Annotated in this window: 8 protein-coding genes; all 8 read left to right on the top strand. The window is 59.1% G+C overall.

The genetic code is table 11. From position 1 onward, the window contains the following. Positions 1–15 precede the first annotated feature (15 nt). The 8 genes from ABY44_RS06805 (at position 16) to ABY44_RS06770 (ending at position 13,840) form a co-directional block, all read left to right on the top strand. Positions 16–2,265, top strand: coding sequence for a glycosyl transferase (locus ABY44_RS06805; protein WP_431641009.1), 2,250 nt, complete (start codon positions 16–18; stop codon positions 2,263–2,265). A 79-nt stretch (positions 2,266–2,344) separates the two neighbouring features. Beyond that, entirely contained in the window at positions 2,345–5,962 is a 3,618-nt protein-coding gene (locus ABY44_RS06800; protein ID WP_431641008.1) for a DUF6270 domain-containing protein, read from the top strand. Between the two features lie 123 nt (positions 5,963–6,085). Then, positions 6,086–7,084, top strand: coding sequence for a CgeB family protein (locus tag ABY44_RS06795; protein WP_431641007.1), 999 nt, complete (start codon positions 6,086–6,088; stop codon positions 7,082–7,084). Positions 7,085–7,140: 56 nt separating this feature from the next. After that, positions 7,141–7,872 carry an SGNH/GDSL hydrolase family protein gene (locus ABY44_RS06790; RefSeq protein ID WP_431641006.1) on the top strand — a complete coding sequence of 244 codons (732 nt, stop codon included), beginning with the start codon at positions 7,141–7,143 and terminating at the stop codon, positions 7,870–7,872. Further along, positions 7,842–10,070: a capsular polysaccharide biosynthesis protein gene (locus ABY44_RS06785; RefSeq protein WP_431641004.1), complete on the top strand. Its 2,229-nt coding sequence runs from the start codon at positions 7,842–7,844 to the stop codon at positions 10,068–10,070. Before ABY44_RS06790 ends, ABY44_RS06785 begins: the two co-directional genes overlap by 31 nt. Before the next feature lie 242 nt (positions 10,071–10,312). Further along, positions 10,313–11,536, top strand: a complete 1,224-nt coding sequence (locus tag ABY44_RS06780) for a capsule biosynthesis protein (RefSeq protein ID WP_431641003.1) — start codon at positions 10,313–10,315, stop codon at positions 11,534–11,536. Beyond that, entirely contained in the window at positions 11,523–12,314 is a 792-nt protein-coding gene (locus tag ABY44_RS06775; RefSeq protein WP_431641002.1) for an SDR family NAD(P)-dependent oxidoreductase, read from the top strand. The genes ABY44_RS06780 and ABY44_RS06775 overlap by 14 nt, the downstream gene beginning before the upstream one ends. Then, complete coding sequence (locus tag ABY44_RS06770; protein ID WP_124545995.1) at positions 12,311–13,840, top strand: LTA synthase family protein; 1,530 nt, start codon at positions 12,311–12,313, stop codon at positions 13,838–13,840. The genes ABY44_RS06775 and ABY44_RS06770 overlap by 4 nt, the downstream gene beginning before the upstream one ends.

Below are 13,840 nucleotides of genomic sequence, written 5' to 3'. Positions count from 1 at the left end.
GCCCGAGCACATGCGATGGCGTTCTTCCCCACATTTGATATCTATCGTTATAAAGAAATGAAGGCCGGCAAACGCAAAGTACTTGTCTGTGGTCACGATCAGAAGTTCTGGTATCCGCTCCAGTCGCATCTCGAGGCTACCGGTCTGTTCGAATTCAAAGAGGATTACTGGCCTGGTCATAACGACCACGATCCGAAGAAGACGCTCGAAATGATGGAGTGGGCGGATATCGTCGTGGCCGAATGGGCACTCGGGAACGCGGTGTTCTGCGCGAAGCACAAGCGTGATGGCCAGCGTCTCGTCACGCGGCTGCATCTGCAGGAGCGCAATACGCAGTATCCTGCGGAGATCGACTACGGGAAGATGGACGCGGTGGTGTTTGTTGGCCAGCACATCCTGGACGAATGCGTCGCCAAATTCCCCATTCCGAGAGAGAAGGCCCGCGTTGTCGGCAACTTCCTGGATTCGAAGCGGTTCCAGCTGGACAAGATGGGCGGGAACGAATTCAATCTCGGCATGATCGGGATCGTGCCATCCCGCAAGCGTATCGACCTCGCGCTCGATACGTTGCGCCTGTTGCTGGAGAAGGACGAGCGCTATACGTTGCACATCAAGGGAGCCAGCCCGCAGAGCTATCGCTGGTTGATGGCTCGGACCGCGGAACGCGATTTCTACACGAAGCTGTTCGAAAGGATCAACAGCAGCGACTTGCGACACAAGGTCGTATTCGATCCCGCGGGCGACGATGTGCATCATTGGTTCAGGAAGATCGGATTTCTGCTTTCGCCGTCGGATTTCGAGAGCTTCCATATGGCGGTGGCCGAGGGGATGTGCTCGCGAGCGATTCCGGTCGTCTGGAACTGGGATGGTGCGAAGGACATCTATCCACTGCTGCCGTTGGTCGACTCAGCACAGGCCGCGGCGGACAACATCGATTTCTTCAGGAAATCGAATACCGGCGCGAGAATCGCGTCGCAGGGATCGGTGTTCATCGAGGACGCCTATAGTGCCGACGTCGTTCGGGAGCAGTGGCTCGATGTCCTTTTGCCTAAGCAACCCACGGCGCCGGCCAGCGCGGTCGCGACCCGGCAAAAGGCGGTCGTGATCGTATGGGCGATCGATGCGTGGCAGGGTTTCCACCGTCGGGAGATGCTCGAATCGCTCGCAAGGAACGCCGGTGATGCGTGCGATTTTCTTATCGTCGAGCCCGGTAATCATTACGCAACGCTGCTCAAGGGAAATGCGGCGCTCGAAAGCGAACTGCTGTCTTCACTGGCACTGAAGCCGGTGCGCGAGAGCGACAATGTCGCGAGAATCCGGCTTCTGACCGGCGGCTTCCCTGCCGGAGCCAACGCGCATGCGCTCCTGAAATCGAATGATTCTCTCGGCGAGATTGCAGAAGGCGTGGCGGCGCACCTATATGGTGCTCGAAGCAAGATCATTCACTGGATCTACAAGCCGAATCAGAGAAAGCATCTCCGCGAGAAGGCGACGTTCGTGTACGAGGTGTACGACGAGTACACCGCCGATTTCAGTACTGGGGCAGTGTATCCCGAGGTCGCGCGACTCGAACCGGAGGTGCTCCGGGAGGCCGATCACGTGTTTTTCACGTCGCAGCCGCTCGCTGAGCGCAAGAAACATCACGCGGGATCGTGGAGCCTGGTCGGAAACGGCGTGGCTTACGACGTGTTTGCACGCTATCGCTGTTTCGATGTGGCGCGCTCGACCAAGCGAAAGTCGATCGGATATCTGGGCAACCTGTCGGACTTCTTCGACTGGAAAATGATGTCCGAGGTGTGCGCGGAAATGCCGGAGCTGGATTTCGTGTTCAATGGACAAGTCGAAAGGCATCGACTTGCGGATGTCGAAGTGTATGTTGAACGGCTGATGGCACTCCCCAACGTGTTCTTTTCCGGGCGTGTTAGCCGGCCGGTCGGTGCAGCGGCCGTTGCACGCTACGATGTAGCGATCATTCCCTTTGTCGTCAATGACGCCATGCACGCGGTCGAACCCCTGAAGCTCTGGGAATACTTCGCCGCTGGCAAACCGGTCGTCTCGTCACCGATGAATGCAGTAACGGTCAAGCGTCCATTGCTGCGGGTTGCCGCCAGCAAGGCGGAGTGGATCCGGGCGATCAACGATTCGCTGGATGAATTCGAGGAAGACGTACATCGCGAAGCGCGAATCGAACTCGCCCAATCGCGCTCGTGGAGTGCAATGACGTCTATTCACTGGACGGCCCTGAAGCGAATTGCCAACGTTTGAGGATAGGTCGGCCATCGGAGGGATCCGTCGGGTGTGGTGACGAGCAGGACGCTGAATGTCCCGGAAGTAAAAAAATACGATGAAACTGCTGATTCTGGGTACATGTGTATCAAGAGATGCGCTTGAGTATGTGTCCGATGGCTCGATCGAGCTATCGGATTACTACGCGCGCTCGTCACTCGCGTCGCTAAACGCCGTCCCGTTTTTCGATGACATTCCGCGCTGCGTGTCCGACATTCCGTCGTCGTTCGGGCGCAGGGTCGTCGAGCGCGATTTGACGAAGCGCTTTTTCCGGGACGCGCTTGTCGACGAGACAGACGTCGTTCTGGTCGATCTCATCGATGAGCGTTTCGATCTGTGGGTCGACGATCCGACCGGGCGTTGCTGTACGCTGTCCGACGAGATCGTTCGCGCCGGATTTGCACAGGAATACAAGCGGGGCAGGACGGTGCGCTCCGGCGGAGCCGAATTCTGGGATCGGTGGCGCGAGGGATGGACACGCTTTCTGTCCTATGTGAGCGATAAGGGGCTCAAGCGCAACATCGCGATCAACAAGGTGTTCTGGGGTGAGCGAACACTCGCTGGCCGGCAGTTCAGCTGGGGTGTTGCCGAAAACAACGCGTTGCTGGGGCGGATGTATGACTACATCGCTCGCGATCTGGCGGAGGCGCAATTCCTGACGTATTCGACGGACTTGCTGGTCGGCGACGACAACCATCGTTGGGGTGTTTCCCCTTTTCATTTCATCCCGGAACTTTATCGGGAAACCATACGCCAGCTCCACGAATTCGATCGCGTGATCGGCGTGGATGCGGAGCAATACGAGCGCTGCGCGGACGATTTCACTGAGCTCCCTACTTCGTCCCTGATCGTAACGTCGGAGATCTCAAACCGGGACGCACCGGTGTTCGAGAGTGTGGAGATTGCGGAAGACGGTCGCCTTTTGCAGGCACGGGTTCGAAGCGCGTTGCCTGCGTCGGGCTTGAATGTGACGCTGCGTAGAAACGGTGAAATCGTCGACAGAAAAAGCGATGTCGCAGCCTGCGAGATTGCGTTCGAATTGACGGAGCGCGATGGAATATATTGGCTGGAAGCTGATGCACGCGATGGTGGAGCGAGGGTAGCCACGACGTTCTCGGCGCCGGTCGGGTGCAATCTTCGGCAATATGACGACGAACGGGCGGTCTCGACGCATCAGCCGACGGCATTCGAGTACGTCGTCGACGGCAAAGTCTTTTCGGCGCTGCTTCTCCCGGGTGAAAAGCGAGAGCTGATGGTTCTCGTCTGTTCGGAGGAAACGTTCTGCAAGATCGCGCCGATCATTGGCGCGCGAGACGGGACTGATGGCGAATCGCGTCTCGGCGGCACAATGCTGTGTATCCTGGATACACATCGACAGCTTGATTTGAGTCAATGGTCGACGCATGAAGGTTTGCAGCGGCCCGACGAAAGCTGGCTCGCCGCGCTGTCGCCTTTTGTGCAGGGCATTGCTGAGAAATTGACGGTGGCCGCTACCGAAATCTGTATCGGTGGCGTTGGGTCGAAAGGTATGTCCGCGTTGAGTCTGGCCGCGTCGCTTGATGGCGCGGCGGGGATCGCAATGAACATGCTGTCAGACTTGACGAATTGTCTGGTCGATGAGAGATTGGCGGCCTCGCGCGGTATCGGGGCAAAAAGGAATCAGGTCGCGCTCAATCCGGATTCGAGGCCGGGATTTTTCGAAGCGTTGTCTGTTGTAAAGAAGTCGTATGGTTCACGATTTTTTGTCGTTGAGGATAGTCGTAACCGAGCCGCGTGGGAAAAATATTTTAAACCTGTCTGGACTGCAGTTGGTGGTATTTATCCGGATGTTGAGGCCAATTCCACCCTGTCCGATGGGCAATATTTGAAAGCATACTGGAGCAACGCAAACGTTTGTTCCTTGGACGGCGAGGTTTTGATGAAAGAGATGTTTCGGCGATTGATTACACGGGACACGCTATATACAGTGGAATCGCTTGTTCTCACATCGGAAGTCGTATGGTTTGATGCCGGATCAAAACTCACCAATATTTTCATTCAAGCTTGTGTCGGAAATTATCCATCCGGAAAGCGAGGGGCCGCGCTCGTAGTATTCGATTTTGATACTGAGCCGGATACAGCGGCGCTTGACCGAGCGGGTATTTCGAAATCTGATTTCGGCTATTACCGATACCTCGATTCGTCCGTTCGCGACGAAATGCTGGATTTTGCAATCGATATCGACGGTCTTTCTTGCCGTCGATTCGGGCTGCGTACGTGGAACTGGGCGTACCCTATATTCATTAACAATCTTACGAGTAATCGCAAGCCGTCGACGGTGCGTTTGATTGCGCAGTCCTACACGGTGAGGAGCTTGGAAACGTGGCGAGAAAATGACGACGGATTGCCGTTGGTCCACGGCAACCTGCTCTCGATTTGCGAGGCGTGTGTCGCGGATGCCGGATGCGCCAATCACAACAAGCGCTGGCATTCCAACATGGCCGACGCGGAGAAAGCGAATCGATACTATGGTGTCGAGGATCACCTTTTCGACGTCGACGGTCGGCAGCTTTTCGCCAGGACCTATACCGGCAACCCGTCGTTTCTGGTCATTCCGAAATCGCACGCCGATTATCTGAAGTTCATCGGTGACAGCTCCCGGAACATGATCCGGAAGGCCAGGCGGCTAGGCTACGAATACAGGGCAGTCAATCCCGACGACTATCCGGACGACATTCTCGAGATTCGGACTTCGACCGAGATTCGCCAGGGTAAAAAAATCCCGGAATATTTTTATCAGCGTCCGCAATCCATTCTGCTGAAGCATACTTGCCCGCGGCATCGTGAAATATTCTTTGGTGCATTTTTCGAAGGCAGGATTCGCGCCTACATCACGATTTTCTGCTACGGCGAAGTGCTGCAGATCAATCACATTCTGGGCCATCACGATCACCTGAGTAGTGGCGTCATGAACCTGCTGATGAGCGAGGCTGTGCGGGTGATCATTGAAACGATGCCCTGGGCTCGCGGTATCAACTATCTGTATCAGGGCAACGCCGGCGCCGGCCTCAACGTTTTCAAGACAGGTTTGGGTTTCCGGCGCTCGAGGGTGATGGTCTACGACGTCGATCCGGATCTGAATGCGAAGGTGAAGCGGCACTTGGATATCGCCGAGCACAACGACGTAATCGAGGCGCCTGCCGGCCATACGGGTGAAAAATCTAGGAAGGCGGGCAGTAAGCGGATCAAGGAAGCCGAAATCGCGTGGTTTGCTCATGCGGACATGGACGACGCGTTGCAGGCGGTCACTGAACAACTGGGCGATCTGGCCAAGATCGTCGTGGCAGCTGACAGGGAAATCGGGCTGGAGGATGTTCCGTCGAGTGCGACGGGATTCGTCATCGAATGCAGGGATCCCGATATTGTCTCGCGGGTGCTGACAAAGGGGTTGAAGGAACTCGGCGCCGCGCTTGACGCGGGTAGCAAGGTCGCCTTCCACATCTCGGCAGATCTGGGGGGGGAGTTCCGGAATCGGTTGGCGGAATTTCTGCAGCGTCGCTCCGGAGAGGACGTCTTGAGCGCGGGGGCGGTGCGGAACATCTTCAAGGGGAGTCGATTCGTGCCTGCGCTCGTCGTGAAGTATGGCGAAGCGCACGACAAATGGTCGTCCCTGATCGTGGTAAACAAAATCGACTGATTTCTCTTGAGACGGAAGACGGTCAGTTGAATTTCGGAGTGGTGGTTTCGTGTTGGAGTGTCGCTTGAACATGCATTGTCGGATCGAAGCCTGCCGCGACATTCGGCTGCAGGTGGTTGCGCGATGACGCATCCGAAACCGACCGTGGCGCTCGTCGCGGATCCGCTGACAAGTGCCAGCCTCGTGTACGACGCGTGTGTCGTGCCGGTTGGACCGATCGATTACCGCTGGCGCCTTCCGGTGAGCCGGCCGGATTTCCTGCTCGTCGAATCGGCCTGGGAGGGGCCAAAGGCGAAATGGAAGTACAAGATTGCGTCTTATCCGGACTACCCGTCGCGAACCAACGTCGCGCTGGCGCGGCTGGTTGCGGCTGCGCGTGATCGTGGCATTCCGACGGTGTTCTGGAACAAGGAAGACGGCGTGCATTTCGACAGGTTCGTCGAGAGCGCCAAACTGTTCGACTATGTGTTCACGGTCGATTCCGGTTGCGTGCCGAAATATCAGGCTGCGCTCGGAAGCAGCGTGCGCGTCAATACCATGATGTTCGCAATTCAGCCCCGGACACACGGCTTCCAGGGGTTCAAATTCAAGTATCACCGAGCCTCTTTTGTTGGGAGCTATGGCAGCCATGTGCACGAACGTCGCCGGTACTGGCAGGACATGCTGTTCGGCGCTGCAAGCGGGACCGGACTTGGTCTGACGGTTGTCGACAGGAATTCGCACCGCAAGGGGCCTCAATACCGGTTTCCGAGAATTCCTGATATGGATGTGCTTCCTGCGATGTCGCATGCGGAAACGGCGTCGATCTTCCGTGACTATCTGGTGTCGCTCAACGTCAATACGATTGAGAACTCTCCGACGATGTTTTCTCGTCGATTGGTGGAGATCATCGGCTGTGGCGGGATCGCGGTAACGAATCCATCGCCTGCAGTCGACGCACTGTTTCGCGACTACTGTTATCAGGTTCACGATGCGGCGGAGGCAGAGGACCTCTTTGCGCGTCTCGTGCGCGGCCCGTCGTCGATCGACCTGGAGCGTGCGCGCGCAGGCGCCGACTACGTGCTGAATCATCACACGTGGTTTCATCGCCTTCGCGAGATCGCTGCCGTGATTACCCAATGATGGCGCGCTCAGAGCCTTCGCGAGCGCGTCGTCTCTGGCGATGGGCCGCCTCGTGGATGATGCGCCGCCCGGTGGTCGATATCCTGGTGATCGGCGATTCGCATGTTCGCGTTTTCGAACACGCGTGGTTTCGGTTCGTGTTGCCGAATGCGAGATTCATGGTCGAGTACGTCCCGGGCGCGACCGCGATCGGGATCGTCAACCGCCATTCGATCACGTCTGCGTGGTCCAGGTTCGATACTGCACTTGACGAGATCGCGCGCGATCTCGTCATCGTGAATCTTGGAGAAGTGGATACCGGGTATTCGCTCTGGCGACTCGTGGAGACGCGCGGCGACGCCCTGTCGGAAATATTTGATCGTTCGGTCAACAACTACTGTGAATACATCGGCGATCTGTCGAAGCGGGGGCGCGTCGTGGTACTGAGTGCGCCGTTGCCGACGCTGGATGACGAGTTGGCAAGCAAAGGAGGGGGGATTCGCGAGCAGGTCGATGCCACACAGCGGCAACGGACGGAATTGACCTTGCAGTTTAATGCTCGTGTCATGGCATTCTGCGCCGGTATCGGCGTACCGTATCTCGATTCGAGTCCGTTCGCGCTGGCCGATAACGGCGTCGTGAAGGCCTCGTGGCTCCGCAAGAGTGCTGATCACCATTACGCACGCTGGCCGTATGCGCGAAATCTGGCGCGCCACCTCGGGCCGTTACTCGAGGATATCGGGTGGGCCGGTCAGTGTAGCCAGGGGAACGATGCGGCATGCAAGTCGGACCACGAGGGGGCGCAGTGAACGGTCAAGGGAAATGGGGCGTTCCTGTCTGGAGCGTCGGGCTATGGACGCTTCGCCGCTCAGTCCTGATGGATGAGCGGGTCATGCTTTGCTGGCGCCCGCGAGCGCGACGAGCAACCGGCTTCGTCGGGTGGGGGAAGCGGGAAAGCGGGGCGCGTGCGGAGCGCTGGGCCGATGCTGCCGGGGTGCGGACGTTGAGACTCGAAGACGGCTTCCTCCGCTCCGTCTCGCTCGGCGTGCTCGGCGATGCCGCCCTGTCGATCGTCATCGATGATCTGGGCATCTACTATGACGCCAGCCGGCCGTCCCGCCTTGAGATGCTCGTGCAGGATGCCGCCATGAAGGATGGAGATCGTGCAGAGGTGTTGGCTGACCAGGCTGGCAACGCCATCACGCTGATCGTCAGCCACGGTCTGTCCAAATACAACCACGCGCCCGATTTTGTCGTCCCGGACGACTGGCGTGACGATGCAGTGCTGGTCATCGACCAGACGCGCGGCGATGTTGCCGTCAGCCTCGGCGGTGCCGACGAAACGTCGTTCCGTGCGATGCTCGCCGCCGCGCTCGCCGATAATCCGGGCAAACCCGTCTGGGTCAAGACGCATCCTGACGTGATGTGCGGCAAGAAGTCCGGCTATCTCGTCGATGAAACGTTCAGTGACCCACGCGTGCGTCTGCTGCCGGCCGACGTCAGCCCGCCGTCGTTGCTGAAGCGAGTGGGCAAGGTCTATGCCGTCTCTTCCCAGATGGGCTTCGAGGCTCTACTGTGCGGCAAGCCGGTCGTGACGTTCGGCCTGCCTTGGTATGCCGGCTGGGGGCTCACCGACGACCGGCACAGGGATGCTCCGGTTGTCGCGGCGCGCCGCGGCAGTGCGACGCTGCACCAGTTATTCGGTGCCGCGTACCTGCAATATTGTCGGTACGTCGATCCGGAAACCGGCAGGCGCGGCACGATCTTCGACGTGATCAACTATCTTGCGAAGCAACGCCGGTTGAACGAAGTGACGCGGGGCGAGCTCGTGTGCGTCGGGCTGAGCCGGTGGAAACGCAGCGTGGTAGCGCCGTTTCTGAGGCACGGCGGCGCACGCGTGCGTTTCGTCGATGCGCCCGATGCGCTGCGACGGCTGCCGCCTGATGCATCGCGGCGTGTCGTCCTGTGGGGGGCGCGGCATCCCGAGAGCGCGGCAGTCGCGCAGAAACTGGGCTTGCCCGTGCTGCGCATGGAAGACGGCTTCATCCGCTCGGTCGGTCTCGGTTCGAACCTGATCGCGCCGCTGTCGCTCGTCGTCGACGATCTCGGCATCTATTTCGATCCACGCACGCCGTCGCGACTCGAAGCGATCCTTGAGAGCGGCGGCTTTGAGGATGCGGAGTTTGCCCAGGCCCGCGCCGTTCGCACCGCGCTGGTCGATGCACGCATCGGCAAGTACAACGTCGGCGATGGCGGTGTCGCGTTGCCGTCGCCGCGGCCGGCAAAGGTGATTCTGGTGCCGGGCCAGGTCGAAGACGACGCGTCGATCCGCACCGGTTCGCCGTGGATCTCGACGAATCTCGACCTGCTGGCGACGGTACGGGCCGCGCATCCCGATGCATTGATCGTTTTCAAGCCGCATCCCGATGTCGTCAGCGGCAACCGCAAGGGGGCGATTGCGCCGAATGACGCGCTGCGGCTCGCCGATATTGTCGCGCCCGAGTCCGACGTGATCGCATGCGTCGAGCAGGCCGACGAAGTGCATACGATGACGTCGCTGACGGGTTTCGAAGCACTGCTGCGCGGCAAGCGCGTCGTTTGTTACGGGGCGCCGTTCTATGCGGGTTGGGGATTGACGCACGATGTTTTCGGGAATGCGCCGCACGATGTGCAGCGCGCGGCAAGCGGCAGCGCCTCATCCGATTCGCATCCGGTCTGGTCGCGCCGTCGCCGCCGGTTGACGCTCGACGAACTCATCGTCGGCACGCTGCTGCGTTATCCGCGTTATGTCCATCCCGTTTCACGTGCCGTGATCGATGCACAACGTGCGATCGCACTCTTGCGTGCACAGCGGCAGTCAGCCGGACAGGGGAAGTTGAAGCGAAACCGGCTGATGCAGCAGTCCGGGAAAGTAAAAATGTGGGCGCAGACGACTTATATGGAATATCGGGCTTCAATGCACAAGAAACTCTATATGTTGATGCAGCACTGGCTTGCGAAGCTCTAGCCTGCGGGTATTGGGAGTCCGTCCGATGCCAGACCCGGTGACGGCATTTGGTAACGTCAATCCGATATGGCGTCTTCCGAATCTTCGCGGTTGTAAGGATATCTTGTAAAACGATACAATCGTTCACCTATAAATCCGGGGTAAAAATAAGGGCGGGAACGATGGCTTAACGGCCTGTGCATAGGGGTGTTTATCTCGAGCACGTTCGTAAAAATATTGAAGAATGAAAAATCTTATTAATAATGCGACGCTCTTTTCTGGTTTTACAGGGCACGGCATCGCCGTTCTTTAGTCGGCTTGCCGATGCGCTGCGGAGCCGGGGCCATCGTGTTCGCAGAATCAATTTCTGTGGGGGAGATCTGGTTTATGCAGGAAGTGGCATGGCCAGTGATTACGTGGCGCATCCTGAGCAACTTGCCGCATGGTATGCGAGTTTGCTCGGAACGGGCGAAGTGACGGATGTGATCCTGTTCGGCGACTGCCGGGCCATTCACCGGCCCGTGCATGCGGCTGCACGCGATCACGGCGTGACGGTTCACGTATTCGAAGAAGGGTATGTTCGTCCGCACTGGTTGACGCTCGAACGCCATGGCGTCAATGGTCGTTCGCTGCTATCACGCGATCCGGCGTGGTATCGGGACCGGCGCAGTGTCACGCCTCCGCGCGATCTTGGGCATGCGACCGGGTATCGGCTGGCCGTCCGCGCATATCACGACATGCGCTATCGCGCGGCCAATACGCTGTATCGCGCGCGCTTCCCGAATTACCGCAGCCATCGTCCGCGCAACGGATTCGTCGAATATGCGGGATTGGCGGCACGTGCAATCAAGCAACCGCTATTCGAGCGCGAGGCGACTCAGGTGACACGTCGCCTGCTCGCTGACCGCCCTTATTACCTGTTTCCGCTCCAGGTCAATGCGGACGCGCAGATCGTCCATCATTCACCGTTCAACAATGTGCGCGAATCGATCGACCTCGTGCTGCAGTCGTTCGCGCGACACGCACCGAACGGACACGATCTGCTGATCAAGAATCATCCGCTCGACACGGGCCTGTTCGATTATCGCAGTCACGTCCGGCAGCTTGCATGCACACTCGGCATCGCGGAGCGTGTGTCGTTCATCGACGCCGGCCATCTTCCGACGCTGCTCGACCACACGCGTGGCGTGGTGGTGGTGAACAGCACGACCGGCATGTCGGCGCTTTACCACCATTGCCCGCTGATTGCATTGGGCGTGGCGATCTACGACATCCCGGGGCTGGCGTGGCAGGGCGGGCTCGACAGTTTCTGGGAGCATGCCGAGCGACCGGACGAGGCGCTATTTCAGGTTTTCCTGGATTACGTCATCCATCACACTCAGATCAACGGTGATTTCTATACGGACACCGGCATCGACATGGCCGTGGCGGGTACGGTGCGGCGTCTGGAGGCCGTTAGCGTGGAGGTCAGCCATGCGTTCGCGTAGCGCAAATCACGTCGTGGTCACCGGCGCAAGTGCCGGTCTCGGGCGCGCGCTTGCGCTGAGCTTTGCGGCACCCGGTATCGTCATCGGGCTGACCGGCCGCGATGCGACCCGCCTCGACGGCGTGGCGGCAGCGTGCCGCGCACGCGGAGCGACGGTCGAATGCGGTTGCGTCGACGTGTGCGATGCCGACGCAATGCGCACCTGGCTGGACGCGTTTGACGATGCGTATCCGATCGATCTGCTGATCGCGAACGCGGGCGTCGCGAGCACGCTGACACACGCTGGCGATTGGGAGGAGCTCGAACGCACCGCGGCCGTGATCGATACGAACCTGTACGGAACGCTGCATGCCGTGTTGCCGGTGATCGCCCGCATGCGCACGCGTCGCTGCGGACACATCGCGATGGTCAGTTCGCTCGCGGCACTGCGCGGAATGGCGATTTCGCCGGCGTATTGCGCAAGCAAGGCCGCGCTGAAGGCCTACGGCGACTCGGTGCGGCCGGTGCTCGCTCGAGACGGCATCAGGACGTCGATCGTACTGCCCGGTTTTGTAAAGACCGCGATGAGCGACGTTTTTCCCGGCGACAAGCCGTTCATGTGGACTGCCGAGCAGGCCGCCGCATATATTCGCAGGAAGCTCGATGCCGGGCGTGCGGAAATCGCGTTCCCTGGTCTGCTTGCGTTCGGCATGCGTATCCTGACCGTGCTGCCCGTCGCACTGGCCGATGCGATTCTCGACAAGCTTTCGTATCTGCCAGGCAAGGAAGACGCAAATTGACGGGCGCAATCTGGGCTCCGTTCGCCGTTGCGGCTGGTGTGTCGTTTCTGCCGGATCTGATCGCAGTTCCGCGTGCTCCGTTGCGGCGTCGCGCGGATGCGCTGCTCTTGCACGTGCTTTCCGTCGTGTTCCTTGCGGCGCTGATGTTGCTTGTCACCGCGCGTCCGATCTTTTCTTCGTCCGTCGCGGTCGCGCTGGTCGGGCTCGTCGCGGTCGTCAGTAACGCCAAGTACGAATCTCTGCGCGAACCGTTCGTTTTTACCGATCTCAGCCTCTTCAGCCAGCTTTTCTCGCACCCGCGGCTCTATCTGCCGTTCCTGAGCGCAGGCAAGGTCGTGGCGATTGGCGCAGGGATCGTGCTCGTCGTCGCGGGCTATCTCGGCGAGGCGCCGATCACGCCGCGTCCGGCGTTCGCGTTGGCGGCCGTTGTCGTCTTTACATTCTTACTGGCGCGATACTTTGCCGCTCGCTTGCCATTGGCACTCGATGCCAAGGAAGATCAGCGCCGTCACGGTTTTTTCGCAGTCTTCATCGCATACTTGCTGAACGGCATGCGGCCCGCGACGTTCGAAGCCTTCCGACGCGTGGTCGAATCGGGGCCGTTCGTCGCCGGTAAGTCGGGGAAGCGCCCCGACGTCATCGTGATCCAGAGCGAATCGCTGTTCGACGTGCGACGCATTTCACCGGCAATTGCGCCTGCAATGCTTTCCCAATTTGATCGAGCAAGACGCGAAGCAGTTTGCTACGGCGAGCTTTCGGTACCGGCATGGGGCGCAAATACGATGCGCACGGAATTTTCAATGCTGACCGGCCTGCCGTTCGAGCGCCTCGGCTATGCGCGCTTTTATCCGTATGCGTTCGTGCGCCGTGCGTGCGCGTCGATCGCAAGCTGGTTTGGTCGTGGCGGTTACGAAACGCTGGCGATTCATCCGTACTACGGCGACTTCTTTGGCCGCAATCGAGTCTTTCCGTTGCTCGGATTCAACACATTTCTCGACATCGAATACTTTGTCGATGCGTCGCGTGCCGGTCCGTATATCTCCGATGCAGCTGTGCTGGATGCAGTGATCGCGGCGCTGGAAAGCGAGGGCGAGAAACCGCGTTTCATCTTCGCGATGACGATGGAAAACCACGGCCCGCTGCACCTCGAGCAGGTTTTGCCTGGTGAATCGTCTTCGAGGCATACTCTTGGCGAAGACGCCTCTTGGCGCGACTTGACGGCATATTTACGGCACATTGAAAATGCAGACGCAATGATCGGGCGCTTGCTCGATTATTTGCGCACCAGCGATCGTGAAACAGTCGTTTGTTTTTACGGCGACCACGTTCCCGCCTTGCCTCATGTCTTCGAGAAGCTCGGCGTTAATCCGCAACACAGCGACTACTTCATTTGGCGGAATTACGGCGCAGATACCCCCGAATGCCGAAATCTGGCGGCCGAGGAACTCGGATCGGCACTGCTGCATGTGGTACAAGATGACGGAAACCGCACGCAACAACCGTGCGCATCCGAGAAAGCGACATAA

The sequence above is a fragment of the Burkholderia sp. ZZQ-2 genome (genome assembly GCF_050768715.1).
Lineage (GTDB): Bacteria > Pseudomonadota > Gammaproteobacteria > Burkholderiales > Burkholderiaceae > Burkholderia > Burkholderia cepacia.
This window is presented reverse-complemented; position numbering and strand designations above follow the sequence as displayed.

Bases quoted from the DNA above. Each gene is read 5' to 3' on its own strand.
- ABY44_RS06805 (WP_431641009.1), top strand. From the start codon at position 16: ATGGCGTTCTTCCCCACATTTGATATCTATCGTTATAAAGAAATGAAG.
- ABY44_RS06800 (WP_431641008.1), top strand. From the start codon at position 2,345: ATGAAACTGCTGATTCTGGGTACATGTGTATCAAGAGATGCGCTTGAG.
- ABY44_RS06795 (WP_431641007.1), top strand. From the start codon at position 6,086: ATGACGCATCCGAAACCGACCGTGGCGCTCGTCGCGGATCCGCTGACA.
- ABY44_RS06790 (WP_431641006.1), top strand. From the start codon at position 7,141: ATGATGCGCCGCCCGGTGGTCGATATCCTGGTGATCGGCGATTCGCAT.
- ABY44_RS06785 (WP_431641004.1), top strand. From the start codon at position 7,842: ATGCAAGTCGGACCACGAGGGGGCGCAGTGAACGGTCAAGGGAAATGG.
- ABY44_RS06780 (WP_431641003.1), top strand. From the start codon at position 10,313: ATGCGACGCTCTTTTCTGGTTTTACAGGGCACGGCATCGCCGTTCTTT.
- ABY44_RS06775 (WP_431641002.1), top strand. From the start codon at position 11,523: ATGCGTTCGCGTAGCGCAAATCACGTCGTGGTCACCGGCGCAAGTGCC.